The sequence below is a fragment of the Rhodococcus sp. IEGM 1307 genome, assembly GCF_030056915.1.
Taxonomy (GTDB): domain Bacteria; phylum Actinomycetota; class Actinomycetes; order Mycobacteriales; family Mycobacteriaceae; genus Rhodococcus_F; species Rhodococcus_F opacus_D.
Window position 1 is genome coordinate 1 of sequence record NZ_JASHKW010000042.1, and the last position, 26,734, is coordinate 26,734.

Genomic DNA, 26,734 nt, shown 5'->3' on the forward strand with positions numbered 1-26,734 from the left:
CCGTGGACTCATAATCCATTGGTCGCGGGTTCGAGCCCCGCCCGCCCCACCGCGTCGCCGAAAGGCCCGTGGAAGGGCGATGGCCGGCTGCCGCTCCGGCGGGGCAAGTGTGTGCGATGCAGTTGCAGTGTGGCGGATGCCGCTCAGTCTGGAGGTGTCCGGGTCGTCGGATGCTCCGACGTTCTCAGGCGCAGTCCCGGCAGATCAACTGTGTAGCGTCGGCGAGGCGGCTGCGGTGATGGACCAGGAAGCAACTGGTGCAGGTGAACTCGTCGGCCTGCTTGGGGATGACGCGGACGGTGAATTCTTCACCGGACAGGTCGGCGCCGGGCAGTTCGAAGGACTCTGCGGTGTCGGAGTCTTCAACGTCGACGACGGGGGACTGGGTGTCTTTCCGGCTGACGGTCAGCTGTTCAAGGGAGGTGTCCGGCTCGTCGGATTCGGTGACTCTGGGGGCGTCGTAGTCGGTGGCCATGGCTGTTGCGTCCTCATACTCAGGTTGTTCGGACTCGCCAGGGTAGGAGGGGTTCGGTGGCGCGATGCAACCGGGCGGCTTCCGCTCGATCCCAGGCGGGCGGGGATCGTGCTCCGTCGGTTCGGTTCGGTGGCCGCCGGGTGTCTCATTTTCGTTTGTTGTCAGGGGAATTGGCTCTGTCGGTGTGTGCGGGTGGGGGTTGAGGATTAACATTCGCCGTGTCTGGTGGACCCCTCGGTTCCCACCAGCGCTGACGGCGGGTGTGTGAATGCCTGTCTGTCGGCCCGTCGGACAGGCGCCCCGCAGTCGGTACTGCGCCCGCTCTGCCGCGCCATCCGGCGTGGGTCGACATCGTCGCCGACGCAACTACCTTGGCATGATAGTTACATACCATGCCATGGTTATGGGGGGAAGTGTGTATTATTGTGGCATGAGATCGGATAGTCGTGCTGCTCAGGTGGTGGCGCTGGCTGCTGAGCAGGGGGGTGTGGTGACCAGCCGGCAGGCGCGGGCGATGACGTCGGTGTCGGTGCAGCAGCTCAAGCGGATGGTCGATTCGGGGGTGCTCGAGCGGCTGCATCACGGGCTGTATCGGCTGGCACGGATGCCGGAGGATGTGCACCTGGAGGAACGGGTGGCGTGGCTGGCGCTGGACCCGGATGTGGTGGTGTGGGAGCGGCTGGATCAGCCGGTCCCGACGGGGGTGCTCTCGCATCGCACTGCCGCCGGCCTGCATGGGCTGGGGGATCTGGATGCCGATGTGGTGGAGCTGACCGCGATCCGGCGGATCCGGCTGTCGCTGCCCGGGGTGATCGTGCACCGGGGTGTGCTGTCGCGGGAGGATTGGCAGCTCGTCGACGGGCTGCCGGTGACTACCCCGGCCCGCACGATCGGTGATCTGGCCGCCGCCGGCACCGATGCCGGGCATCTGGCGTCGGTGGTCCGCGACGCCCTCACCCGCGGCCAGGCGACCGTGGAAGAGGTGCTGACGGCACTCGCCCCGCATGCCTTCGACTACGGGCACCGGGCGCTGGACGGGCAGGGCTTCCTCGAGGTGCTGATCGCGCAGGCGGGGGTGCCGGCCACCACCCTGGCCCTCGCGGACCTCGCCCGCAAGAACACCACCACCACAGCCGCTGGTGCCACCGCCACCAGTGTGGCCGCGCCGGACGCCGCGCAGCTGAGCATCGCCGCCCTGATGAAGGCGGTGACCGAGTCACCGCAGGCACGGGATGCGCTGATGCAGTCGCTCGCCGCCGCTCTCGGGCAGTCCACCGCCAGCCCCGACGCCGATACCGGCGTCGGGGAGACCGCACCCGCCGCCCAGCCGGCGGACGGCACCAGCACGACCGGATCCGGCCGGACGGCCCGGTCGGCTCGGTCGGCGAAGACGGCGGACCGGTGAGCCCGGCGTCGCGGTCCCCGCAGGCGGTGCGGGCCAGTATCACCGACCGCCTCAACCGATACGCCCGAGAGCACGGCCAGAACATCGCCCTGGTGCGCCGCCGCTTCGTCATCGCCCGCTTCCTCACCCGCGTCTTCGACGCCGACCCGGACGGGTGGATCCTCAAGGGCGGCATCGGAATGATGGTGCGCCTGCCGCAGGCCCGCTACAGCAAGGACATTGACCTCCTCGCCGCCACCGACCTTCCGGACTCGGTCGACGAGCTGCGCCGCACGGTCCGCGACCACCACCTCGACCACTTCCGCTTCGAGGTCGGCCCGTCGACCGAACTGAGCCACGACAAGGGGGTCACGGTCACCGTCACCGCCTCCCTCGGCGGCAAAACCTACGACAGCTTCTCCCTCGATGTCGTCGGCAGCCGCCGCACCCTCGTCGGCGAGATCGAACGCCGCCCGATCCCGCGTCTGGTCGACACCGACGACTTCCCACCCGAGACCAGGGTCCCGCTGTATCCGCTGGCGGATCAGATCGCGGTTCTCTAGGGGTCCTGCCTTGGTGGCATGACGTTGCGTCGCCGACACATCGTCGGGTGCTTGCGACAGTTCTCTTGGGGGTGTAGCTCTGTAGCTCCGTGTGACTCAATGATGGAGATCGGAGAAGCTGTGCGGGCGTTTCGGGTTCGGATGCCGTCAGGTGACGCGTACTGGACGGTGATTGGTGACGACTACGAGGTTCAGCCGGTTGCGGACCGGTATCTGAAAGAGCTGCGGTTCGGGCGAGACCGAGCTGAGTCGACGACGAAAGCGTACGCAGAGAGCGTGTCGCTGTTCTTGCGATGGTCGCTGAGCACGGGACGCGACTGGACCACCGCTGCACGAGATTTAGGTCTGTTCATTGTGTGGTTGAAGCACACTCCCGCGCGCAGCGACCGTGTGCTGGTCGGCCCCGGTGTGGACGCTGTCCGCGGCGCTTCTCGGATCAATCGGATTCTCACTGCCACGCGCGGCTTTCTGATGTTCGCGGTGGCCGCGAACGAGCTTCCTGGTTGGGTAACAGAACAGCTCTACGAGGTCGCCGACTCCCAGGATCTGCCCCTGGCCGCGCAAAATGAGTCCGGCGATCTGCGCTATCGGATGCGGGCGCGGCACGGCCTGCATCAACCCGAATCGACCGTAGACCGCGCCACCGACGCTGAGATCGTCGCACTGTTCAAGGCTTGCAGGAATGCGCGTGACCGATTGATCGTCTTCTTGCTCGCTCGCGTCGGACTGCGCCGCGGTGAAGCTGCCGGACTGCGTCGCTGCGACCTGCATCTGCTCCCGGACAACTCGGTTCACGAGTGCGCGGTAGCGGGTGCACACCTGCATGTGGTGCGCCGGACGAATCCGAACGGTGCATGGGCGAAATCCCGCAGGCAACGAGTGGTTCCCCTGGACTTCCTCACCGTTCGTGCCATAGACCTCTACCTCCTCGAGCGCGACGCACAATCTGCGGCGGCGAACTGCGACTTCCTACTGGTCAACCTGTTTCGGAAGCCTCTGGGGGCGCCGATGAGTGTCGGGGCGATCAACGAACTGTTCGCCACGCTGGGTCGACGGGCCCAACTGTCGCGGAGAATCTCGCCGCATCAGGGACGTCATGGGTTCGCCAGCAATCTGGCCGACTCGGGGGCGATGCTCGACGAAATCCAGACCCTGCTCGGTCATGTGAGCCCGCAGTCGTCGAAGCCATATCTGCATCCCTCCGCAGAGAGGCTGCGTACCGCCATCGAGCGCGTTCCCTCGCCTCGCGCGATGGTCGAGGACCTGCGATGACCAATCCTCGCGTCGGAATCGTCGACACCGCCGGTCCGCAAACAGCATCCGCGATCTGGGGAGAGATCACGCCGGAGTTCCTCGATCTGATCAGCTGGTGCCCGCAGCAACGCGTGGCGATCTTTCCACAGGGACACTCGCTGCTCGGCTTCGCTATCTGCACCGTGAGTAACTGCGATCAGCCAGGCAAGCGCGCCAACCGGCTCTGCGGCGGCTGCAACCTTCGGTGGGTCCGGCAGGGCCGACCGCCGATCGAGGAGTTCCGCCGCAGCGACCGACGCCTCATTCGCCTCCGAAGGATCGGCCGCTGCGCGGTCCGCGACTGCGAAAGGCCGTGGCAATCGAGTCGAACCACGCTCTGCAACACCCACCAAGGCCAACGCAACCGGATGAAACTCACCGTTGACGAGTTCCTCATCCGACCAGAGGTGACCCCGCTGCCGGCCTTCGGGCAATGTGAAGTCATCGCCTGTCTGCGCGACCGCAACGGCAACAGCCCATACTGCAGTGGACACCACACTCGATGGCAGAAACTCAGGGGCGAGTCAGGCGAATCAGCACCCGACGAAGGATATTGGCGGCAAACGCAATCGGCGATTGCGTTCAGAAACGAGATCAGCCTGGGGGCGCTGCCGGACCATGTGGTGGCCGAACTGCTCTATGCGCTCCAACACCGGACAATGGAAATGGGGGCGAAGACCGATGCGAGCCACTTTCGTACCCTGACCGATCGCATCCGCATGCAACAAATCGGTTCGGTCGAGGACTTCGTCGATCAGGTTGGAACCAACCGCGAAGTCGGGAAACTTCTTCAGAGCATCTTGTCTGCCCTGCGGCGGCGCCTGATGACGCCGGACACCGAACGCTTGAAGGACGAATGGGACGCAACCGTGTTCGGCCACCGGGGGATCGTTCGGTTCGACACGATCTCTCAGCGATGGCTGAAGGAGGCAACGAAGATCTGGGCGTTCAACGACCTACCTCAGCGCCGCGGGGATGGTGCCAAAGGTAGTTGCCAAACCGAGATTCGCCACATGGGGCTGCTCTCGGAAAGCCTGCATCTTCAACGCCCCGACAATGGCGGTGATCTGACAGCGCTGAGCCGCGACGACATCACCGCGTTCCTCAACCGAGTCGCCTTCCTCCAGTCGGAAGGGACCATCAGGGCGAGACGTCGAACCATCGCAGTTCGCGGAGTTGCGATGATGCTCGAAAGGATGCGCGCACTGGGGTTGACCCGCCCGGGGCAACCACTACACGGCCTGCCCGACGACTTCGCCATCACCAACCGCGACATCCCGGACCTGCCCGTGAACGACGCAGCAGGCCGCGACCTGCCGGCCGAGGTAATGCAGTTTCTCTGCGGCCAACTGGACAAGCTGGAGACCATTGCCGGGCGAGAAGTCCGAGTCGCTATCGAGCTTCTCATCGACACCGGACGACGACCCGACGAGGTCTGTCAGCTATCTTTGGACTGCCTCGAGCGCGACCAGTCGGGCAAACCGGTGCTGGTCTACACCAACTACAAAGCTAATCGGGAAGGGCGACGACTGCCGATTCCCGCATCGGCGGCCACGCTGATTGAATCTCAGCAACAGCGTGTCCGGGAACGATTCCCGGACACACCCGTCGGCGAGTTGAAATTGCTCCCCACGACGGTGATGAACCCCCATGGACGAAAATCGATCTCCGACGGTCACACCAGCGTTCAACATCGAATGTGGGTCGACAGCCTCCCCGACATCTTCGTTTCTGGAACAGGGATGGTTGACGAGACGGCGACCACCGCGCAGGTGCCGTTCGACAAACATCGCATCTTTCCGTATGCCTACCGGCACAGCTTCGCCCAGCGGCACGCCGACGCAGGCGTCCCTGTCGATGTCCTATGCGATCTGATGGATCACCGCAAGATGGAGACGACCCAGGGCTATTACCGTGTCGGAGAACGGCGTCGGCGTGGAGCAATCGAACGCGTCACGTCAATGCAGTTCGACCGGCGCGGAGATCGGATCTGGCGAGATGCGAAAACGATACTGGATTCCGAGCTTCTCCGCCGAGCTGTCGGCGAGGTCGCAGTCCCTTACGGCAACTGCAGTGAGCCCAGCAACGTCGCCGCCGGCGGCCAGGACTGCCCCGTCCGGTTCCGCTGCGTGGGGTGCTCCCACTTCTCCACCGATGTCTCCTACCTGCCCGACCTGGAGGCCTATCTGGCGGATCTGCTCCGCAGCCGCGAACGACTGCGCAGCGCATTCACTGCAGCCGAGGATTGGGCCCGAACAGAGGCGATGCCATCGGACGACGAGATCACCCGAATCCGTCGGCTGATCTCCCGCATCCAAGCGGAGGTCGATGAACTCTCCGACGACGAGCGCATCCAGATCGAGCAGGCCGTTGGCGTCGTTCGCCGAGCCCGTACCAGCGTCGTCACTCTCGGCCTTCCTCAAACCCGGCAGCCCCTTCCCGACCTTCGCCCTGATAGGAGCGCATGAGAATGCCCAACACCATGATCCAGGGCCGCCAGGCCGACTCGGCTCGACGCAGACAACGAGTTATCAAGGAACTCGACGCCGCCCGCGAGGCTGGCCGCGACCTGAGCGTCTCGGCGATCGCCCGCGCTGCCGGAGTCGATCGGACCTTCCTCTATCGGCACCCAGACTTGCTAGCCCAACTCCACGCGGCCCAGGCTGCCCCAATACCGAACGACGAGGGCGGAGCGCCAGTGACAATGGTGTCGCTGAAAGCCGACCTCCTGAACGCTCAGGCCCGCATCGCCCGGCTTGCAAGTCACAACAAGCAACTGGAGCGGAAGCTGTCTGAACTGTTAGGTGAGGGTGCATGGCGGGAGTCCGGCCTCGGCGCACCCGCGGACATCGATCACCTACAACGTCAGGTCACCACGCTCGAACAACAGGTCATCGGACTGCGGGCCGAGATCGAGGAGCGAGACCAGGAACTCCAAGCAGCCCGCGCCGCGAATCGGGAACTGTTCGCCAATATGAACAAGCAGCACTAGGTTTCCCCGGGTCGGGCGACGAACTTCCACCACACCTGTTGCCGTTTGCTACAGTCTCGTTCAAGGCTGCAGACCTGCACCAACTCGATGGATGTTCGCAGTCACGGCGGATTACCCCTAGAGAATCGCGGACAAGATCTGCGCACTCTACGAGGTGCACGGTGCGGCGGGGGCGGCGTCGGGACGGTTCCGTGATCTGGTGGACCTGCTACTGATCAGCATGTTCCTGCCCATCGATCTGACCTCCACCGTCGACGCGGTCGAACGGGAACGACGCGTGCGCGCCCTGCCCGCACTGCCGGCGACACTGGTGAGCCCGGGCCCGGCGTGGGCGACTCAGTGGGCCAAGGCCGCCCGCAACAGTCCACTGACCGCGGACCTCCACGACCTCGAGAGCGCGCTGGCAGCGGCGGGCCGCTGCTACAACCGCATCCTCGGCTCGCTACCCACTGCCCGGCAGCCGGCGGTGTGGAGTCATGAACGCAGCGCCTGGGAGACAACGGGGCGAAGGGTCGCCAGACTCGCGGACCTTGAATGAAACCAGAGCCTGAGTGACGGCGAGTGCCCGAGAGTCTCTCTATGCGAGAGGCATTCACGCGCAGGGCAAGTGCAGGGGGGAGTGGGGCGACGGTGGGCGCGGTGGGTGGCTGGTGAATTCAGATTTCCATCGGTGCGGATCTCGACCGTTCTTTACACTCTCCTTACGCTCGGCGGAGCGGTGCTTCGTGCTGTTGTGAGAGAGGGGCGGTGCAGGAAGTGACGGATCAAGCGAGCGGACCCGGTGGTGACGCCGAATTGAGTCCGGTGGAGCGATGGTTGGCCAACAGCAAACCCCTCGAGTCGCACGAGCCGGAGCCCTTCGTCCCCTTGGTGGACTTGACCGCTCCGAGCGGTTTCGTCGGTGCGCCGCCGCCACGACCACCGTCGCCACTTCCCGTGAACTACATGCCGAACATCGTCGCCGGATTGGTTGCGTGCCTGGCGATCGTTGTCGGCAGTCTCGGTCCGTGGGTGACCTCCTTCGGTTTCGGGGTGGCGGGCACCGAAGGCGACGGGAAGGTCACGTTGATGTTGGCTGCTGTGGGGGCTGCTGCGTTGTTCGCGATCTACGCGCGAGGTGGATTCACGAAGTTCGGTGATCGTTGGATTGCACCGGTGGTCGGCGTGGTTGTTCTCGTCATCGGAATCGTCGATGCGATGGACGTCAACGGCAACGAGGTCGAGTTCATGAACACCATGGTCTCGACTGGGGTCGGCTGGGGACTGTGGGTGGTGCTCCTGTCGGCGGCGGCGTTGAGCGCCTCGTCCTGGGTGGTCGCAAGAATTGTCGGCAACCGGTAGCCGACAGCCCGACTCGCCGCGCAGCACCGCTCGCCGATCTTGACCTCACCGCCGTGGCCTGGTGGGGTTGATCAACCGTTACGGAAGCTGGCGAGGTGTTCGACTGGCGCGATTCGAGGGTACGAGCCGCGCCGGGAAGATCGCCGCGACCTGAATGCGGGTGACGCCGCAAGCGGCGGTTGACGACAGAACGTCCCCCACCTACGAGGTGAGGGGTGTTTGTGTGACGTAGTCGATGCTTGAATTTTGAACAGGTCTCTGGTGGCGACGATAGTCCGCGGATATTCTGGCCGCGCGCCGATCCCAACCCAGCGCGGTTTGGTCGGTGTAGGAGCCTCGTCTTCCCCCGAAAAGTTGGGCGGGGCTTCGCCTGCCGCGGATGTGGGTACCTGCCGGCAGTGAGACCCCACCAGCAGCGCGTCACGGTTCGGCCGGTGGGGTCTCTGTGCGGTCAGCCGTCGATTGGTTCGCAGATCGCGACAGGCCCGGGACAACCCGGGGTGGCGCATTCGTACAGGTCGGTCTCGATGAGCACGCCGCCGAGGCTGGCGTAGATGTAGTGCCGGAATGCGGCGTTGCCACACGTCACGCAGTCTCTGTCGATCTGGATCCACTCGCCGCCCATGGCCGGACCCTAGCCGGACAGTGCGCCGCGCAGGCTGCGAGGTCGCATCGCGCTGGCGACGGCCCCGTGGACGCGCATCGGGATTCGAATCGGCCGGGGTGCGTGGGGCCGCAGTACTGCGGGCTTGCGTACGTACCGGGGGATATGCCATTGCGCGCAGGCGTGTGCCGGGAAGACTGCGGCGTCACCGGCTCGGAGCGTGCGAGGAGGCTGATCTGCCGAGGAGACGGTCACCTCACCCTCGCGGATCTGGATCGTCTCTTCGAGCGCGAAGTACCAGTTGAAGGTTCCTGCTGTGCAGTCCCAGACCCAGTGGGTGGTGGTGCCGTCGAGGATCCAGGTCGGATCGATGGGGCTGGGCTCGAGTGCGACGTCATCGAGGCGCACCGCGGCGATGACTGATGGCGTGCGGCCGGCGACTGTCTGCGCCATGCGGTCATCGAACCAGACGAACCGGACGTAACGGACCCCATCTGTTTGGTAACCTGTCGTTTGCTGCCCTTGCCATTGGGTGGCAACGGGCCCCGCCGGTCGCGTCAGTCGTGTTTCGCGCTGGTGGGGTTCCTTCGTGCTCACCACGGTGCTGACGGTGAACCAGGAGGTAACTCTTACGGTCGGAGAGCCCGATGGGCCACGTCCGCGGCGAGTCGGTCAGCCGCGGCCACCTCGTCCACGTGCAGCAATTCTATGCAGCGGACCTCGCCTGACGGAGCTGGGAGAGCATATACGAAGCGCCGCAGATTCATTCACGCAACGTATTGACAGAACTAGTCGCCTTCGCAGCCGGAAGCGTTCGCCCCGCGCGGCCGACGGGCAGGCGCGCAGAGTCTGCTTGAATACGCTGCATGAGGACGTTGTTCGCGGCCGGGGCCGCCCTTGCATTGTTGTCGTTGACCGCGTGCGGTTCGACTGGCGGCTCTGCCGCACCATCGGCCACGTCCACGGCACCGGGGCAGGCAACGACCACATCGGCGGTGGCTCCCCCGTCAACTGCGGCCACCCCAGCTACATCCGCTCCGGTCAGTCAGCCCCAGGCGGCACCGTCAAAGCCGGCGTCCGACCCGCGCTGCGTCCCCGCCGACGACGCCCTGGTTTCTCGAGTGGAGTCGGGCTTCTCCGAGTCGGGGCTCTCGCTCATCAACGGCACGGTAATCAATTCCGGTCCGGTAACTCTCGTGGGCGGCACCACGGTAGACGCTTCCGGAAAGGTCAAGAACCGGTCCGATGTGTGGGTGATGTCGAACGGGACCGTGTACGCGTCCACCGGGGGTGCGCGGAATACGACGACGTTTGCGAAGGCCAGTGACGCTCCACTGCGAATTTTGCCCGGCGACGAGCGTGTCCAAGCCCTCGACGCGTGCGTGGTCAACCTGACCCGCTGATCGAGGTCTGCTGATGCACGCATCCTTATCTTCGGGTCGGTGTCGCATTTCGGGGCGGAGGTTGCGCGACAGTGTCATTCGCTCGATATACACGGGGACGGGCACTCTCATCGATCCGAGGTGCGGGGTCAGGTGGTGAGACGGCGTCCTAGACCACGATCCGCTCCGAGTGCGCGGTGCGGATGACCTCGGGCGGATCAGATTTCCTGGTATGTATTGCCCATGAAACGTGCAGCCTCGGTCTTGCTCGCTGTCCTGGTGCTTGCCGGCTGCGGCAACGCGGATTCCGAGACGGACGAACCTTCCACGACGCGAACGCCTGTGCCCTTGACGGCGGCGACGACGGCGGTGGTGCAACCCGCCCCGGATGTGCCCGGGCAGGTGGTGGTTCGTGGTGTCGACAGCTCGTGTGCCAGTGTGGGGGTGGGCGCACCGATCGATCTGACGGAGGTGTCGGTGCACCTCGGGGTGCCGGGGTATGCCGGTACGGCGGCGCGGGTGGTGTGGAGTTATCAGGGTGAGCTTCCGGCCACGGGTACGGTGCTGTGGTCGTTGTCGGCGGCTGATCGGGGCGGGAGCAATGCTGTTCAGCTCGGTTACAAGACCCTCGATGGCAACCAGATCGCCTACTTCACCTTCGCGGGCGCGAAGCAACAGAATTTGTCGGGTGCACCGGATGTCAGCGTGCCCGGTCAGGTCGCGGCGGTACTGCCCTCTGCGGCGGTGGCCGCTCTCGGTAGCGAGTGGCACTGGAAGGCCACGGTGAATGTCGACGGCGAAGACGTCGATCGGTGCCCGAACTAGCAAGTGGCTGCCCACCCCTGCACCGCGAACAGAGTCGACGTTCGTCCGGAAGAGGCGTAACCGAGTTGCGGTGATGGCAGCGGGTGGTCTGGCCGGGCCCCCGCAGGGCGGATCCGTGAAGACTGCCGCTACCGGGTTCAGGCCAGGTGGCAGCAGCACGGGCTTCTGCCGGATGTGGCGTCTGGTGGAGGTAGTCGCCGCTCTGACTCATGCCGTGCGAGGCCGGGTGTCATTCGATTGAATGACGCTGAGCTGCAGGCGCTCTGACACATCACCGTGGTCCGGGGTTGTCTTGATCGCGGTGTCGGACCGATCGGTGATACTAGCCCTTCTGGATGGTGGGAAGGGGGCGGTCATGTCCACGAGTGATGGTGATCCGGTCGGCGTGGTGGAGTGGTCGGAGTCGGTGGCGCTGGCGGCGATGCAGGTGTCGTTGATGCAGTCGGATCTCGATGCGACGAAGTCCGACAAGTCAGTTGCCCTCAAGGAAGCGGTGCTCGGTGACGCCGTCACCGGTTTCCGCCGGGTGGCCGCTGCGGATCGGTCGGACTGCCCGGACTGGCTGACACCACTGTTGGTGGACATGGACACCCAGGAGACCGTGGCGGACGCCATTGCCGCCCATGGCCGGCGCCTTCCTCGGCTTTTCGGCTCGCGGGAGCGGTCGTTGCTGGTGCTGGTCGACCTCATCCTGTTCGACCCGTGGCCGGCGAAAGCCTCCTGGCATGCCGCCACCCGCCGCACACACCTCGAAGCGTTGGTGGACGAGTTCCCGCACCTCGACCGGGCGGATCTGGATCGGATGCGGGACGAGCACACGCTTCTGCTCCGCCGGTTGAGGCGTAAGAGTGTGCATTGGGGGAAGGTGGCTGTCATCGGTGCGGCAGGACTGGCGGCAGGAGTGGCCACCGGTGGTTGGTCGGCACCGGTGATCGGCGCCGCGATCGGCAGCGCCGCCGGATTGACCGGGGCGGCAGCGACCTCGGCCGGGTTGGCCACCCTCGGTGGCGGCGCGATCGCCGCCGGCGGTTTCGGCATTGCCGGCGGCACAGCCCTGGTGACCGGGATCGGGGGCATCGCCGGAGCCGGCGTAGCTGCGGCCGGGGCCCGCTGGACACCGTGGACGACCGGTCAGGTGGTGGCGGACGCGATGCGCCTGGATCTGATCGCACGATGTGTGCTGATCGAGGCGGAGAACCGGGACGAGAAGCAACGCCGCGTCGTCCAGAGCCTGCAGGAGCGGCTCGAGAAGGTCGTCGCCGACGGTGAGCGACTCCTGGACCGGATCCGGGAACTCTCGCGTGAGAACGCACGGCTGACCGCGGAGAACAAGGAACTGCGTGAGGAACTGCGCAGGCAGCACGCGGACGCCAAACGTGCCGAGGGGGCACTCGAGGTCATCCTGGACCGTCTCCCGGAAACCGCCGCATGAGCATGGACGACACGGTGGACCGGAACCTCGACACCCTCAGCCGCCGGCTCGCCGAGCTGGAATCGGCCACCGACACCGCCCTGGCCGGCGGTGTCCCGGACCCACTCCCGGAGAACGACACCACCGAGCATCTCTCGTACGCGGAGCTGACCGCCACCAATGACCTGCTCCGCACCCAGCGCGGGTGGACCGCCATCGACCTCGACGCCGCCCTGACCCCTGATGAGTGGGCAGGGTTCGATCGGTGGCGGGCCCGGCAGCGCATCGAGTGGGACCGCGACGACGTCCTCGCGGTCGGGTTCGCGACCGTCCTGGGGGTGGCGGCGGTCTGGTACGACACCGCCATCGACGGGACCGTCGCGAAGGGTCTCGGTTCCACGAGGAAGACCGGGTGGATGCGGGCCTGGGAGCGGGCCGGCAAACGATTGCCGATCGACTACACCGGCCCCGGATTCGGCGGCCGCGCCCACCGGGTCCGCTCCCCGGGGCATGATCTGGCGCGGCCGTTCGAGGCGCTGCGGCAGATCCGGGCGGGCGAGTTCCGCGGCGTCCGATGGGACTACGGCGACAAATACGACGTCACCGTGGGTGGCCGGTTTCGGGAGGTCGATTCGCTCGCCGAGGCCCTCGTCCTCTGGGCCCAGCATTTGGCGGCGGATGTGGTGACCCCGATGAGCCTGCCGCTGCCCGGCTCCTCCTGGCTGTATGAACTCGACAACCGGGCACTCCGGAAGTTTGCGCACGAGGTGTACCTGGGCACGGCGGGCAATGGTCTGAACGTGCGATCCGGGCTCCTCACCCCGTCGCTGAGCGTGATCACCACCGAGGTCATCCTCCGCACTCATGTGCATGCCCGGGCGTATGCGGCCACGGGAAGCGCCCGTCTGGACGTGCGGGAGCAGGCCCGGCGTAACGAGTTGCTCCTCGCGGCCCATTCGCTGGTCGGTGCCGCGTCGGCGGGGAAGACGCTGGCGCGGATGATCGTCCTCGATGATCGGAAGGGGATGGCGCTGCGGCACGTGAATGTTCCGGTGCTCCTCCGGATGGGATGCCTAGCGGTGGAGGTCGCGCACGATCGGCGAACGCGCAGTCGAGCGGTGGCTCGGGACTGGGACGAGTTGGCTACAGGCCTGTTGTGGTAGACCGCGACCGGATACCTGACCCGTGGGCTCGACGCCGCCACAGACCACGGCGCCCCGAGTATGTGGTGAGCAACGAGGCAGAGCGTCGTTTCCGGCCCTGCGCTGCAGGGCCATGCGGCGAGAGTGGATGATGCGGTGGTGAAACTGTGGGTACTCGCCACCATCGTGGGCCTCGGGCTGTCCATGACAGCCTGCTCGGGTTCGGCGTCCGACGGCTCGGCCACGACAGCACAACCGTCCGCGCTGTCGTCACCTCCGTCCGAGCCGGACTATTCGTCGGTCCTGCACCCGAACTACCGGGTCGTGACGACGAGTGAACTCGACTTGGGCGGCGGCCCCACACCCGATCGGATCATCGTCTCCAGCGGTCCGGGTCTGGACGCCGGCAAGCCCGTCGATGGTGGGACGCAGGACGTTCAGATCCTGTCCTACGACGCGATCGCAGAGCGGTGGAACGTCACGTTCGATGCGGCGAACACGATGACCGCGGCCGGATCCGTCGACGCGGTGCCGCTGCTTCCGCAAACCAACCGGGTGACCTCGGTGACCGTAAAGGGGATTCGTGCCGATCCCGACAAACCGGCGTACCTGCTGATCACCGGTGTCGACACCACCGCGAATCATCCACTGACTCTGACCGGGATCGTCTCTCTCACAGCCGGCGTCGCACAGGTGGCCTACCGCAACAACCAGGACATGAACGCCACCGTGCAGGTGGACGGCCCGGACACCGGTCCCCAGACACTCACCGTCACCAGCGACTACTTTCCGCCCCGGGCTCCGGCATGCTGCCCGCTGCGCAAGTACACCCGAACCGTCGGAGCACGAGGCGACGCCGGTCCCATCATCGATCTCAGCGACGATCGACCATGGCTCGGCGTCTGGTTGGGCCAACCGTCCGATGGAGACGGGCCCACCGGCAGTGGAGTCGTGGTGGCCACGATCCCCGGATCACCCGCGTCCGCCGTGCTACAGCCGGGCGATCTGATTCTCGGCGTGAAGGACGCAGCCGTACCTGCCGGCAAACCCATCTACGCGTTCGACGAAATCGGATCTCACCACCCGGGAGACTCCGTCACGCTCCGCATCAGCCGACACGGCCAGGACAGCACAGTCGCGGTGACCTTGGGGTCGATGGCCGACCCGCACGCCGCCCAACCGTCCCCACCGATCGAAGGTGTCATCGGGATACAGATCCACCCGGCGGCGGGGAGCATGCCAGGCCTCGTTGTCGCCGACGTCACGGGCGGATCACCTGCTGCACGGGCGGGGTTGCGAGCGGGGCAGATCGTGACCGCTGCCGACGATATGCCGGTACGCACCTTCACCGACCTGCTCGTCGCGCTCACGAACAAGGCGGGTCAGTCCCTCACGCTGACCGTGGTCACCCCCTCCACACACGGGTCGTCCTCCCTCACTGTCTTTCCGCAGACCGCCCCGTCGGGGCGCCTGTCGAGTCACACCATCTGACGACATCGGACCAATAGCCCACTGCTGGCACCTCGGCCGGACAGCTGGATCGGCAATTACGTAGCGTGAGGCCCAGACCGCTGTCCATCTGGCCGGCCTTCGCGGACAACACAACATAAATTGCGTGTGCTCGGTGCTCTCACGCGTCACGCGAATGGTGTGGTGACAACCGGAAATGGCTGCCTCTGATTACCTCACGGTTTGCGTGGGCCGAACGCTCCGCGAGTGCGCCGTGTCGGCGGGTGTGGTTGGCGGCCGGACACCGGCGCGGCAGTTGTTTCGATCGTTCGGACTACCCCCATGTCATTCGTATGAATGACACTGGGGCAATGGGAGTGCGGGCTAGCGGAGCGGGTAGCGACGGGCGGATGGTAGGCGTCCCCAAGAACGAAGTCGGGCAGGCCGCCCAGGATGTCGCAAGTTTCGGTGGTGGTGTGGGCGCGGCGGCCGGCGAGCGCGCAACTTATCGCTGCGCTTGACCCCACCATTGCAAATGGGCGCACCCAGTCGAAGACTCGAGCGACACGGGGGAGGGCTGTGCCCCGACACAATTGGCGTGAATGATGTCATGGTTCGGTGACGCAATGAGTCTGTTGCCGCCAAGTGGGGTTGAGTGGGATACGCATGTCGGTTGTGTCCCGGCGGTGCGCAGTCGTCCAATGCGGATCCGACATACTAACTGGCATGACTGCGGTGATGACCGGAACATCCGGTTCGGTGATGTCTAGACTCGCCTTTGCCTTGTTCAAGAATGCGCAGGTGATAGGCAGGAATCTCCGGGACGGTGAGAATCATGGGATTCGTCAGGGGGAGGAAGGTATCACCGAAAGGGTCCTGCTGGATCTGGCGAAGAAGATTCCTGAACTGCGCATTGATTCGTTCTCTCACCCAGAAGAATGCCGCAACGGCGCCGACTGGGAATGGTGGCTGTCAGATGGCTCTGACCGCTGGTTCCACTGGGTAGTTCAGGCTAAGAAGTGGCGGCCGACCCCTGCCGCGAACAAGGGCGGCAACTACAAGATCGACCATATCATTCCGTCGTCGGGGGACCAGCAGATCGACCTGCTGACGAAATACGCGAGAACCACGGGGGCGTCGGCGGTCTATGTGCTCTATCACCCTGCAGCTCGGGTGAGTTACAGTGACCATCGGTGCTGCCAAGGTCCCAGCGGCGACCGAATCACCGCTATACGTGCGGAAACATTCACACGGCGTTTCCGGGACACATTGACAGGTGTCCCCCTCGCCGATGTTCGTCCTTTCGCGTTGCCGTGGTCCTGTCTGACTGACTACAGGGGCCGAGGTCTACCAGCCCACTCAAGGTCGAGTCGGCAGACGCGAGCCGTGCAGCCGGAACAGGCTTCTGGGCTACCAGCAGGTCACGGTCCGTCACCATCGGTCAGCCGCGGTAGTGAGTATGAGCGTGTCGCAAATGCATTGGCCTGGGGTCTCGATTTTCCCGGGGAGTCCGATCGTCTCGATCCGAATAGTCTGGCGCACAGGTTATTCCGAAACTTTCAACGTTTGGCGATTTCAGACAGTGGGCGAGAGTGGATAGACGACCAGTTGCTTCGAGGCTACCCTTCGGACTGGCTTGTTGAATGGCTGCAGGACCCGCAGGGTGGGGTTGAATCATTACTGCAGCAGGGTATTCCTTCCCTGCGGGTTTATGACGGTGATGAGTTGCCTGACTATGTGACGGCTTTGCGGTACGGAGACCGACTTCACCCAGATTTGCGACACCCTCTCGCTGACGCGGACGCCGCACCAAAGCACATCATTGTGCTCGACGAAGGAAAGCTGCCTGGTCAGCGTGATACGTGAGCTTGCAGCCAACAGATGTGGTGACGCCGGGTTGCGGAGCGTCTCGCGGCTGAAACTCGGGCCGTTGCCGATGTCCTCGAAGGTGTGACTCGGATCGGACTGGTACAGCGTCACGGCATCGGGGTACCAATCCGCCTAGCCCGCCGTCATCGCCGTCAGTGAGTCTCTTTCTCCGGGCTCTTCACGACCCAGTGCTCACGATGTGCTCACTCAAGGGTGAAGCCCCACGAATCGGGATTTTCAGGATTGTGGACTGATCGTCGGACTGGTCGCGGAGGTGGTGGTGTTTGCCGCGCTACTTCGCGGCCGAACCTGATGGCCATGTCGTTCCAGGCGGCTGAAACGTGCGGCCGCGGCTCCACAGAGCCTTCGCCAGGTGTGTTGTGGCCAGGACGGCTGCCTGAGATCACTGGTTGATCGATCGGCAACTCGGCCGATCACGCAGCCCGAATCGCCCAATACCCACGGCGAGTGCACAAAAGGTCCGAGCCGCAACTTTCGGCTCGGACCTTTCCTCGCTGCGTCACAAGAAGGAGTGTGCAGCCTCCAAGGCCAGAGGTCCTACCTGCGCAGCAGTCACCGTTGACAGGGCCGTCACCAGTGAACCCGCGGCTTGCAACATCAGCGCTTTCAACGCTCCTCGGTGCGGCTCCTCCGACGAGGTCTGCTCCCGGGTCGTCTCCGCGATCTGCTGCGCCTGCAGCTGCGACTCGGGATCCTCGGCCTCGGACGCAGCAGCTTCTAAGGCCGCTGCCGAATTCAAGAGAGCGAACACGCCCACTCAGCCATGCAACGTTTCGGCGATCTCCGGGGAAGCGGCTGCTGCTTCTTGCTATCTCATTGCCGATGGTCCTAACACGCCACATCCGAGTGGGCTGTCGATTGTTCAACCGTATCTTCGGGATACAGATATCTGGAGGAGGTGAATCTGAGGCCCACGGGACTGAAATGCCGTCCATGGTCGGTGGCAGCCCCCAGCGACCAACGGATCAGACCAGTCAGTATGATCACGCGAACCAACGTATAAGACCGCTACACTTACCCCACCTGGAGACTCGCAATGCACATTAAATGTTTCCGGGTTGAGAACTTCAGGCGCCTGAAGAACGTTCGGGTAGATCTTGAAGAAGATCGCACGATTTTTGTCGGAGCGAATAATAGCGGCAAGACGTCCGCGACTCACCTCTTTCAAATGTTTCTCGGACAGCAACCGCGGCAGCCATTTCAGATCTACGACTTTACTGCCGATTGTTGGGAGTCCTTCAACGCATTCGATCCGAAATCGGGAGATCCAGCCACAGATCTTCCTCAGATCACCTTCGACCTCTGGTTCGAGGTGGATGACGACAACCTACATCGAGTACTTGATCTCCTCCCGAGCCTGGACTGGACCGACGAGCCTGTAGGCCTGCGTATGGTTTACGCGCCACGGGATGGCGTAAAGCTCGTCGCAAACTACAACGAGGCGCGCGCCAAGGCGGAGTCAACGACACGTAACGAGCAAGGTTCCTACAAGTCGTGGCCGCAAAACATGGTCGAGTACCTGACCAAGCGACTTCAGCATGAGTACGAAATCAAATACTTCGTGCTAGATGCCAACGAATGCACCGACGACCTCGTTCCCAAAGATGGCTACGAACCGTTCTTCCTCGGCACGCACAGTAGCGGCGCTTCAAAGATAATCGAGTCGATCATCAAGGTCGATTTCCTCAACGCTCAGCGGCATCTGTCCGACGCCGACTCGCGTGGAAGAAGTGAAGATCTGTCGAAGCGGCTGAGTCGGTTCTATGAGCGAAACCTGCAAAAGCTCGACAGTGACGTCGATGCCCTGGCCGTGATCGCTGACTCCGAGGAGCGACTGAACGCACATTTCGCGGAAGTATTCGGACCTACGCTCGATCGGCTGGGAGAAGTTGGCTATCCCGGTGTCGCTAACCCGGGCCTAGTGGTCAAGGCGTCGTTCAACGCGCATGGAATTCTCAACACGAGCGCCAAGGTCCACTATGCACTACCTGAGCGCTCCGGAAGCGGGACGGTTATCGATCAGACGCTGCCCGATCAGTACAACGGCCTAGGCTTCAAGAACCTCATCTATATGGTGGTCGAGGTGCTCGACTTCCACCAGGCATGGGCGGATGCGGAAGAGGATCGTCCCCCAATTCATCTCGTCATGATCGAAGAGCCCGAGGCGCATCTGCACGTCCAGCTGCAGCAGGTGTTTGTCCGAAAAGTACTCGAAATCTTGCCGAAGCCGGAATCGGAGTTTCAGACACAGCTGGTCGTCACGACGCACTCGCCTCACATCATCTATGAAAGCAACTTCAAGCCCATCCGCTACTTCTGCAGATCGGCATCCCTAAGCGGCCCGCACCTGAGCGACGTGAAGAACCTCTCGACGTTCTACAGAGACGAAGAAGAGGCGACCCGAGAGTTCTTGCAGCAGTACATCAAGCTCACCCATTGCGACTTGTTCTTCGCCGACGCCGTCGTGTTGGTAGAAGGAAACGTCGAACGCCTTTTGCTTCCACTGATCATCGACAACTTCGTGCCGGACCTGCGTTCCAGCCACCTAACCATCCTCGAAGTGGGCGGAGCCTTCGCATACCGGTTCGAGAACCTCGTCAGCTTTCTCGGTCTTCCGACCCTCGTCATCACTGACCTGGACAGCGTCGCTGTCACAGCCGCCGATCAACCGCAAGGTGATGGCCAAGAGGATGACGAAGATCAAGAGGATGACGAAGATCAAGAGGGCGAGGAAGGTCAAGAGCAAAAGGGCAAGGCCAAGGCCAGGGCATCTTCGTGTCATGTCGATACACCAGGTGCGGTGACCTCAAACGAGACGTTGAAGCAGTGGCTCCCCAAGATCGTCGGCATCGAGGACCTGCTGGCTGCGGACATCGACCTGAAAATGCCGCCGAGCGTCGACGGACCGGCTGGGCTTGTTCGAGTCGCATATCAGACTAGGGAAAAGGTGATGTGGCAGGGTGCCACCGAGGAGCGGGCCGGCCGCACACTGGAGGAGGCGTTCGCGCTTCAGAATCTCGACTGGACACAGAGCACTGACGGCAAGCACCTGGGGCTGAAGATTCCTAAGGCGAAGGAACTTTCGATCAAGGAGCTGCACGACAAACTATTCACTCGCGTCAAGAACTTCGACAAAACCAACTTCGCTCTCGGCGTCATCGCCACCATTAATCCGACATGGAAGGCCCCTGGATACATCGTGGACGGACTTGAGTGGCTCCGCGAGAGACTCGAACTCGTGACGCCGATAGAGAAGCAACGTGACGTGCCGCAGTCAGCAGGGTCAGAATGACCTCGAGAATAGACTCACCAGACACCGAAGCCGACCGTGAACTCCGGGACATTCTCGATCAGGACCGGCTGACCGGCTTCACGATGGTGGCCGGCGCCGGTTCAGGGAAAACGACGTCCCTGGTCAAGGCGCTGGCGCATGTCACACAAACGCGCGGCCCGTCCCTGCTTGCGAAAACTCAACGGGTCGCCTGTATCACTTACACCGAGGTTGCGGCCCGGGAGATTCACGCGGAAATCGGGAATGACTCCCTCGCATCCGTCTCGACAATTCACAGCTTCCTCTGGTCTCTGGCCAAGCCATTCCAGAAGGACATCGGAGTGTGGGTGGCGTCTCGCATCGACGAAGAAATTGCGACCCTGCTGGCCAAGCAGGAGGGATACACATCTGGTACGCGCCCATCCACCAAGGAGAAAGACGTCGCGAAGTTAGCAAAGCGTCGACACCAACAGACTGCCGTCAAAACTGTGACGCGGTGGACCTACGGCGTCGGTGGCGATTACGCCCGTGGTGTATTGGGACACGCAGACATTCTGAAGATGGTTCCGCAGATGATCCACGCGCGAGCTCTGTTGGCTCGGCTCGTGGCACGCCAGTTCCCGTTTGTCTTCGTCGATGAAAGTCAGGACACGTTCCCGGAGGTCGTGGAATGCCTGAAGCGCGTGTGGTCGATGGCAGATGGGAAGATGTGTCTGGGCTTCTTCGGGGACCCCATGCAGCAGATCTACCAGCAGGGGCTAGGACCTGTCACCCCGGAACTCGGGTGGCGCAACATCGACAAGCCTGAGAACTTCAGGTCCTCTCAGCGAGTGCTTGCCTGTATCAACGCGGTGCGCGCCGAGAGCGACACACTTCAGCAGGTATCGGGGCTCGCGGGGGCACAGTCCGAAGGAGAGGCGTTCTGCTTCGTCCTCCCGGCAGACGACCATCGAAGCGAGAATCTGGAACGGGTCCGATCCTGGCTCGACAAGCACAGTACTTCGGGCAACTGGACACGCAGTGCGCACGACGGCGGCTCGAAAGTGCTCATTATCATGCACCGCATGGCTGCCCGGCGGCTTGGCTTTGATGCGCTGTATTCCGCCTTCAACGACAACAACGCGATAAGCCTTGCGGAGGCATTCGATGAGGGCACAGCCTGGCCACTGACGCCGTTTCGTGACGTGATCCTTCCGCTTTGCTTGGCCGATGAGCCCAGCTCGCCGGCCGTGCTAGCTGTCCTCAAGGAGTACAGCCCGCTCGTCAAGACTGGCCGTGCATCACGGCAACTCCGAGCCGCGCTCACCTCCAGCCGTTCGGCTGTCGAAGAACTGAGAGAACTCGCCGGCGTCGATCAACAAGCGACGCTCGGTCAACTGCTCAGATTCGCGTCTGAGCGGCGGCTCCTAGAACTCGATCCGCGAATGGCGGCGTACCTGGATCCTGACGGTGAGCACCAGGATGTCGTTCTTGATGAGAGGACCCGCACGGTTCTGGATGCCATGGTGCAGTGCGCATTCGCAGAACTGAAGGGCTACTACACGTATGTGAAACAGGAGTCTCCCTACTCCACACAACACGGAACCAAAGGTGCAGAGTTCGAGCGAGTGGTGGTCGTGCTCGATGACGAGGAGGGACGTAAGTTTACGAGCTACTCGTATGACAAGCTTCTCGGGCTCAAAAAGATGTCGGCCAAAGACGTCGAGAATCGAGCTCAAGGAAAAGATTCCGCGATTGAACGGACGCGTCGGCTATTCTACGTGTGTGTTTCTAGGGCGAGAGAGTCTTTGGCCATTGTGCTCTTCGCAGCCGACATTCCGCGGGCCGTGACGGCAGTGCATGAGTCTGCCATAGGCGATCATGTTGCGGTCTTGACCGCTGACGTGTTGAGTGGATATTGACCTATTTCAACAGTTTTCGCTCCTTCTTTGACGTTCCTCGTCACGGTGGACGAAGAATTGGCTGTGGCTGCCCGTTGCGGGGCCTCGGGGCGGCGCGCTGACCAGGAAAGATGGCACGTCCCATCCGTGTTCGCTCGGTTCACTCCTTCTGCCGGCGGAGTCGCTGGGGTACACGGTGACGAGGGCGGCCGGTGATGGTGGAGGCCGTCATCGTCCGGGATCCCGACAGGCCGACCAGCGTCTGGGGTTACCGATGACGGTGAGCCGGTCGAGGTCGCCGAATACTGCATCGATGCCGGTGCGGGCTGGGACTGGGAGGACTGGAAGGAGCACCGGGACGAGATGCTTGTCGGTGCCTGTCGGCGGCGCGTGAGTTACTGCTCACTCTGCTCGATGGTTCGCCCGGCGAGGCTATGTCGAGGGCCGCGACGACCGGTGTCAGCGGTATCGTGTTGTCCCCTGTGGTCCCTGTGAGTTGCTGACTTGTTTGGCGAAGCATTCGTCCTTCGGGATGGCATTGGTGTCGCACCATCCGTTTGCTGCCTCGGGATCGTCGAAGGTATCGCCGGCGATGGTTATCCACCATCCATTGAGGTCGAACGTGCGCCAGTCGTCGCTCCAGAGGAGGCGGACCTCGGGATACTGGAGGCGCATCCGCATATGCTGGTTGAGGATTTCGGTCGCGCTCCATGTCACCATGCGGCCGTCGACGTCGGGTGCGACAAGTCCGGGGTATTTCGAGGACAGCTGTGGTAGCCACTTGTCGGCCAACACGGTTTGCACGGTGGGGCGGTCGGCGTCGGCTTGCGCGCGTAGCGCATCTAGTGCTGCTGCTTCTGCGTCTCCGGTTGCGGGTGTGCCGGGCCCGATCGCAGTCGGTTCGCCGCCAACTGGTGGTGCGTGGTATTCGCCTTCGCGGGGTCCGCGGCTGACGCCTTGGTCGGTGCATTCGACAAGCTGTGTGCCTCCGGGGCTTGCTTGGTTCGAACTGGGATCTGATTGATTCTCGAGTGGGGTGGGAAGGCGCCAGAACGTTCCGATGGGAAACCTGAAGTCTTGTTGGACTGTCGTTGGTCGTTGTGGCCCGTCTGCGGTTGTGGGTGGCAGGTATAGGGGCGATTTGGAGAAATCGAACACTCCCGAGGCGATGTTCTTGCCTTGCTCGGAGATCGCAACGCGCAGCGCGTCTGTCGACACGATATCGCCGCTCGGGCAGGCCGCTCGGAGCTCCATACGAACGACCAATCCATCTGCTTCGGTGCGGAATGCGACGGGTGTGAGCGCTGGAGGTGTGCCGCATCTCGCGACGGTAAGGGGCCCGGTGTCACCGCCCGCCTTGATGACGTCGTCGCTGACCGATTCAGTGGGAACGGGTCCGCCGGTTGGCGCGTAGTACGTGATGACCGCTTGCGATGCTGTGGCGATCCCATGACCTGCGCGCACTGGATTTCCCGACGCGCCCGGCAGGACCCAGTCGGTTGTGCCGTCGCGCAGGTTCACCGCCCGGAGCGTGTCATCGAGGCCGAAGATGACGCGCTGGCGGTCGGTGAGCCACATGAATGGAACGGTGTAGGAGGACTCGACATCGAGCTGTTGGGTCCAGCGTATTTCGCCGGTGTGGAAATCGACGGCGGTGAGTGTGTCGCCGATAAAGAGGACGGTATCATCGATGATGTCCGCCACCTCGCCACGGTGGGTCCACGTTCGGCTGCCGTCGGTGAAATCGTATGCGGTTCCATCGATGACATATCGGGCCGGTGAGCCAGTCGTCGCCAGGGTGCTGGTGTATCCACCGTTGATGTCGTGAGTTCGCAGCAGTGTTCCGCTCTGATCGAGCACGACCGCCGTTCGGTCCTCGGGGTCGTCGGGCGCACAGGTCCACGCGACGAGCCCATGTCCTGGGTAAACGGTTACCGCCTGGGGGGCCTCAGGGATGAGCCTGTTTCCGGTCTTGGCGTCGAGGACGAGTTGGCCGGCGTCGTTTCCGAAATGAACAAACTCGTTTGTTGCGCCGTAGAAGATCTCGTCGCCCGATCCGCGGCAGGTGTAGTCGGGGTTCCAGGGCGTGAACCACCGGGCAGTGAGATCGGTGGTGGTGCCGCGGCCGATGCCGTCGTAACCTCCGGTGATGACGTCGCCGTCGAGTACCTCGATCCAGCTGATCTGGCGGTCCGGGACGTCGATGGTGTGGTCGATCGAGCCGTCGAAGATCCGCACGAACGTGACCTCGTTGATGTACTCGGGGCCCATCAAGCCGCGTCCGGTGTAGCACGGGAGCAAGCCGTCGTCGAGTGTCTTTGACGCGCATATGTCGTAGTTTCGATCGCGTGCGATCCACCGTATCGTGCCGTCCGATGCGTCGATTGCCACCAGTTGCGCTTCGGCGTCTGTGTTCGGCAGGACCGCCGTGGTTATGAGGGTGTCGCCGAGATCGATGAAGCCCGGTCGTGACAACCCTGCGGCGGGTGTGGGGCTGGCAAATTGGGCACCGGCGAACACTGAGGACGCGCTGATCTGCCAGGAGGCCGTGGGCGCGTCGGGGAAGGTATAACTCAGTCCGTCGGTGGGTGATGGCTTCGTCTCGACGGTCTCCCTGGACGGGAACCAATAGACTAGGCCGCTGATCGCCAAGCCGAGGACCAGTCCGAGTGCGACAAGGGCAATAGCCATTTTCACCGGCGGTCGGCGACGTGGACCTGCGGCTACGACGGTCGCGCATGCAGGTGGCGCCGGAACGGTCATCGGGTTTGTGTTCGTAGACAGGGAAGGAATAGGTGCGGGTGGTGTGTCGTGCGCTGCGGACGGCGTCACGAACGCGTCCTCGGTAACGCCCGGTGAAACGAATACAGCCGGGTCGAGGGCAGGCTGTGCCGGGGTGTCTTGCGCTCGTCCGGTGTGTTCCGGGCGGTCGGCTGGAGTGGATTCTGCTGACGGTGGTGCCGGATGCGTCTGTCCGGGTGGAGTGAACGCGGCGATCGGGCTGATCGGGATGGCTTCGGGTGCCGATGTGGGGACGTCGACCGGTGTCGGTGGTGCGGTCGCCGTATTCTGAGGCGGCTCATCGGTGCGTTCGCGTGTCGGCAGCGGGAGAGCCGATGGCGTACTGCGATCATCGGTTCGTACCGAGGAATCCTCGGACGGTGTCGACTGTGCGCGAAGTGCGGTGCTACTAGTGGTACTGGCCGAAGCGTCGTCGAGATGCAGCCCACCCGGGTGAGCACCGCCACCGGCTCGGGTCCGCAAATCGGCGTAAAGGAGCGTCTGGAAGGTCCGGAAGATTGGGAACGCGACGGCGAGGCCAATAAGGGAGCCTAACCCCGACAGGATGCTATTTACCATCAGTATCAGTGTGATCGTGCCCAGCCCCCATGCCGCGTGCACTGCGGTGAGGCGTAGCCAAGCTGGTCTAACGAGTATGGCCGAGCGTTTCAACGACGCGAAAACGCCTGTGCCTTCGAGCATCAGGGGGACGGGTGCGAGACTGAACAGGACAGTTGCGACAAGGGTCGCCCCCGACAACGCGATGGAAGAGGCAAGAAATGCGATCCATCCAAACCTGTCGGTGATGATGATCGATGCGACCGGAAACAGGATGAGCAGTATTAGATAGAAGATCGCACTGAAGATCAGCGATAATCTGCACAAGGCGAACATTCTGCTTCGTGTCGCGGCGAGGGCCTCGCGAAGGCGAACTGTGCTGCTTCGGGCTGCATGAGCTGCACTCGTCACCGTGACGCCGGTAACGACCGCGTCCAGCGGAATCCAGATCAGCAAGACGACAGCCACGTAGAGAATCAGAATTTCGGCAAAGAGCGTGCCGGGGTTGGCGGCGAAGTCGGATCCAGTAGAGCCCGCCCCGAACGACGCTGTGCCAGTGAAGGCCGAGCGGCCGATGTATACCGCGGCTATCGTTAGTAGGCCGACAGCTAGTGAGCCTGCGATGATCAGCGCTATCGGGAACAGTAGGGCGACCTTCCAGTTTCGCTGCACAGCAGTGCGCGTGTTCGCGAAGATCTCGGTCATCGAATGGGGGCGGAGGGAAACGGTCCGGCCGCAGGATTGATGGTCGTTCTCGCCGGTAGATGTGGGAGGTGTCGTCGTTGAATTCGAGGACTTAACAGTGAGTCGATCAAGGAACGATCCAATGGCCGGCGGCCAGGAAACGGCTTTGGTGCGCGTGTGCCACTCAACGTAGAGACTTGCGGCGGCGACGATGAGCCATGGGATCCCGGGAAGGTTGTTCAGCGCAGTGAGGAATGCGACTGCCGCCGCGATTCGGGCTGCGTGGTACGGCTTGACGGTGAATCCGACTTTTTGCACCGATCCGTCAGCGTCACTGCTCGGGTCGTGGTCCGCGGCGTGGTCGAGAGAGCTGAAGTCGGATCGCACTTCGCTCTGTCGTTGGGTGGTGGCCGAAGATTGGCCAGCGAGCTTGGCGTCAACCAGGTATCTATGAATCCCGTTGGGCCACTGTGTGTTTCGGGCCCGGGCGACCCGCTCGGCATACGCGAAACCGAGGGCGAGAAGAATCCAGATCGCTGCCTTACCGAGTTGGGATCCCAGGTTGCTCGTCGAGTTGATTTCGCCGGTGAGGAGGTCGATTTCTCGCTCGGTGGTTACGCCCTGGATGCCGAAGATGTAGAACACGGGTAGAAGGACCACCACGGCGAGGCCTCGGGCAATGTGGCGGGGCTGCAAATCGATAATCGGGTAATTGTCCATAGCCCCTCCCGGGGGTGATGTAATCGAGGTATGTCCGTTCAGGGCGCGAAATGTTCTCGCCAGCTGCCCTTTTAGCAATTCGTGGCGAA

The 26,734-nt window shown here is 63.3% G+C and carries 19 protein-coding genes; 14 read left to right on the forward strand and 5 right to left on the reverse strand.

Translation table 11 applies throughout. From position 1 onward, the window contains the following. Positions 1 to 184 precede the first annotated feature (184 nt). Positions 185 to 475, reverse strand: coding sequence for a DUF4193 domain-containing protein (locus QM841_RS41800; protein ID WP_095870081.1), 291 nt, complete (start codon positions 473 to 475; stop codon positions 185 to 187). Positions 476 to 905: 430 nt separating this feature from the next. Between QM841_RS41800 and QM841_RS41805 the strand changes: the two genes are divergently transcribed. The 7 genes from QM841_RS41805 (at position 906) to QM841_RS41835 (ending at position 8,048) form a co-directional block, all read left to right on the forward strand. After that, positions 906 to 1,880 carry a type IV toxin-antitoxin system AbiEi family antitoxin domain-containing protein gene (locus QM841_RS41805; protein ID WP_283336608.1) on the forward strand — a complete coding sequence of 325 codons (975 nt, stop codon included), beginning with the start codon at positions 906 to 908 and terminating at the stop codon, positions 1,878 to 1,880. Beyond that, entirely contained in the window at positions 1,877 to 2,422 is a 546-nt protein-coding gene (locus QM841_RS41810; protein WP_283336610.1) for a nucleotidyl transferase AbiEii/AbiGii toxin family protein, read from the forward strand. The genes QM841_RS41805 and QM841_RS41810 overlap by 4 nt, the downstream gene beginning before the upstream one ends. Positions 2,423 to 2,440: 18 nt before the next feature. After that, entirely contained in the window at positions 2,441 to 3,694 is a 1,254-nt protein-coding gene (locus tag QM841_RS41815) for a tyrosine-type recombinase/integrase (RefSeq protein ID WP_349307466.1), read from the forward strand. Continuing rightward, positions 3,691 to 6,183 (forward strand): tyrosine-type recombinase/integrase, encoded by a 2,493-nt coding sequence (locus tag QM841_RS41820; RefSeq protein ID WP_283336611.1) that lies wholly within the window; start codon positions 3,691 to 3,693, stop codon positions 6,181 to 6,183. Before QM841_RS41815 ends, QM841_RS41820 begins: the two co-directional genes overlap by 4 nt. 2 nt (positions 6,184 to 6,185) lie before the next feature. Beyond that, a complete protein-coding gene (locus QM841_RS41825) occupies positions 6,186 to 6,707 on the forward strand; it encodes a DUF6262 family protein (RefSeq protein ID WP_164063561.1) in 522 nt (173 codons plus the stop codon). A 136-nt stretch (positions 6,708 to 6,843) separates the two neighbouring features. Continuing rightward, positions 6,844 to 7,245, forward strand: coding sequence for a hypothetical protein (locus tag QM841_RS41830; RefSeq protein WP_283336625.1), 402 nt, complete (start codon positions 6,844 to 6,846; stop codon positions 7,243 to 7,245). A 218-nt stretch (positions 7,246 to 7,463) separates the two neighbouring features. Next, entirely contained in the window at positions 7,464 to 8,048 is a 585-nt protein-coding gene (locus QM841_RS41835) for a hypothetical protein (RefSeq protein ID WP_283336612.1), read from the forward strand. A gap of 451 nt (positions 8,049 to 8,499) precedes the next feature. Here QM841_RS41835 and QM841_RS41840 read toward each other — a convergent pair whose 3' ends face one another. Next, positions 8,500 to 8,673 carry a hypothetical protein gene (locus QM841_RS41840; RefSeq protein WP_164063559.1) on the reverse strand — a complete coding sequence of 58 codons (174 nt, stop codon included), beginning with the start codon at positions 8,671 to 8,673 and terminating at the stop codon, positions 8,500 to 8,502. A gap of 9 nt (positions 8,674 to 8,682) precedes the next feature. Continuing rightward, a complete protein-coding gene (locus QM841_RS41845) occupies positions 8,683 to 9,105 on the reverse strand; it encodes a cupin domain-containing protein (protein ID WP_283336613.1) in 423 nt (140 codons plus the stop codon). A 1,172-nt stretch (positions 9,106 to 10,277) separates the two neighbouring features. Between QM841_RS41845 and QM841_RS41850 the strand changes: the two genes are divergently transcribed. The 5 genes from QM841_RS41850 to QM841_RS41870 all read left to right on the forward strand — a co-directional run bounded on the left by QM841_RS41850 (position 10,278) and on the right by QM841_RS41870 (position 16,727). Continuing rightward, positions 10,278 to 10,859 carry a hypothetical protein gene (locus QM841_RS41850; RefSeq protein ID WP_164063556.1) on the forward strand — a complete coding sequence of 194 codons (582 nt, stop codon included), beginning with the start codon at positions 10,278 to 10,280 and terminating at the stop codon, positions 10,857 to 10,859. 355 nt (positions 10,860 to 11,214) lie between these two features. Beyond that, positions 11,215 to 12,291, forward strand: coding sequence for a DNA replication initiation control protein YabA (locus QM841_RS41855; RefSeq protein ID WP_164063554.1), 1,077 nt, complete (start codon positions 11,215 to 11,217; stop codon positions 12,289 to 12,291). Further along, a complete protein-coding gene (locus QM841_RS41860; RefSeq protein WP_164063552.1) occupies positions 12,288 to 13,433 on the forward strand; it encodes a hypothetical protein in 1,146 nt (381 codons plus the stop codon). Before QM841_RS41855 ends, QM841_RS41860 begins: the two co-directional genes overlap by 4 nt. Before the next feature lie 138 nt (positions 13,434 to 13,571). Beyond that, the gene (locus tag QM841_RS41865; protein ID WP_164063550.1) at positions 13,572 to 14,903 is read left to right on the forward strand and encodes a PDZ domain-containing protein; all 1,332 of its coding nucleotides are present in this window, start codon (positions 13,572 to 13,574) and stop codon (positions 14,901 to 14,903) included. A 684-nt stretch (positions 14,904 to 15,587) separates the two neighbouring features. Then, complete coding sequence (locus QM841_RS41870) at positions 15,588 to 16,727, forward strand: DUF6615 family protein (protein ID WP_164063548.1); 1,140 nt, start codon at positions 15,588 to 15,590, stop codon at positions 16,725 to 16,727. 523 nt (positions 16,728 to 17,250) lie between these two features. Here QM841_RS41870 and QM841_RS41875 read toward each other — a convergent pair. Further along, a complete protein-coding gene (locus QM841_RS41875; RefSeq protein WP_164063546.1) occupies positions 17,251 to 17,508 on the reverse strand; it encodes a hypothetical protein in 258 nt (85 codons plus the stop codon). 279 nt (positions 17,509 to 17,787) lie between these two features. On the opposite strand from QM841_RS41875, the gene QM841_RS41880 reads away from it, so the two are divergent. Both QM841_RS41880 and QM841_RS41885 read left to right on the forward strand, forming a co-directional pair. Further along, positions 17,788 to 20,043, forward strand: a complete 2,256-nt coding sequence (locus QM841_RS41880; protein WP_283336614.1) for an ATP-dependent nuclease — start codon at positions 17,788 to 17,790, stop codon at positions 20,041 to 20,043. Continuing rightward, on the forward strand, positions 20,040 to 21,923 hold the full coding sequence (locus tag QM841_RS41885) for a UvrD-helicase domain-containing protein (protein ID WP_164063542.1): 1,884 nt from the start codon (positions 20,040 to 20,042) through the stop codon (positions 21,921 to 21,923). Before QM841_RS41880 ends, QM841_RS41885 begins: the two co-directional genes overlap by 4 nt. A gap of 438 nt (positions 21,924 to 22,361) precedes the next feature. Here the strand turns inward: QM841_RS41885 and QM841_RS41890 are convergent, their stop codons facing one another. Beyond that, positions 22,362 to 26,645, reverse strand: a complete 4,284-nt coding sequence (locus tag QM841_RS41890) for an outer membrane protein assembly factor BamB family protein (RefSeq protein ID WP_164063540.1) — start codon at positions 26,643 to 26,645, stop codon at positions 22,362 to 22,364. Between the last annotated feature and the right edge of the window lie 89 nt (positions 26,646 to 26,734).

Excerpts from the sequence above, each read along its gene's own strand:
- QM841_RS41800 (WP_095870081.1), bottom strand. The coding sequence starts at position 475 with ATGGCCACCGACTACGACGCCCCCAGAGTCACCGAATCCGACGAGCCG.
- QM841_RS41805 (WP_283336608.1), top strand. The coding sequence starts at position 906 with ATGAGATCGGATAGTCGTGCTGCTCAGGTGGTGGCGCTGGCTGCTGAG.
- QM841_RS41815 (WP_349307466.1), top strand. The coding sequence starts at position 2,441 with ATGACGTTGCGTCGCCGACACATCGTCGGGTGCTTGCGACAGTTCTCT.
- QM841_RS41820 (WP_283336611.1), top strand. The coding sequence starts at position 3,691 with ATGACCAATCCTCGCGTCGGAATCGTCGACACCGCCGGTCCGCAAACA.
- QM841_RS41825 (WP_164063561.1), top strand. The coding sequence starts at position 6,186 with ATGCCCAACACCATGATCCAGGGCCGCCAGGCCGACTCGGCTCGACGC.
- QM841_RS41840 (WP_164063559.1), bottom strand. The coding sequence starts at position 8,673 with ATGGGCGGCGAGTGGATCCAGATCGACAGAGACTGCGTGACGTGTGGC.
- QM841_RS41845 (WP_283336613.1), bottom strand. The coding sequence starts at position 9,105 with ATGGCGCAGACAGTCGCCGGCCGCACGCCATCAGTCATCGCCGCGGTG.
- QM841_RS41850 (WP_164063556.1), top strand. The coding sequence starts at position 10,278 with ATGAAACGTGCAGCCTCGGTCTTGCTCGCTGTCCTGGTGCTTGCCGGC.
- QM841_RS41855 (WP_164063554.1), top strand. The coding sequence starts at position 11,215 with ATGTCCACGAGTGATGGTGATCCGGTCGGCGTGGTGGAGTGGTCGGAG.
- QM841_RS41860 (WP_164063552.1), top strand. The coding sequence starts at position 12,288 with ATGAGCATGGACGACACGGTGGACCGGAACCTCGACACCCTCAGCCGC.
- QM841_RS41870 (WP_164063548.1), top strand. The coding sequence starts at position 15,588 with ATGACTGCGGTGATGACCGGAACATCCGGTTCGGTGATGTCTAGACTC.
- QM841_RS41880 (WP_283336614.1), top strand. The coding sequence starts at position 17,788 with ATGCACATTAAATGTTTCCGGGTTGAGAACTTCAGGCGCCTGAAGAAC.
- QM841_RS41885 (WP_164063542.1), top strand. The coding sequence starts at position 20,040 with ATGACCTCGAGAATAGACTCACCAGACACCGAAGCCGACCGTGAACTC.
- QM841_RS41890 (WP_164063540.1), bottom strand. The coding sequence starts at position 26,645 with ATGGACAATTACCCGATTATCGATTTGCAGCCCCGCCACATTGCCCGA.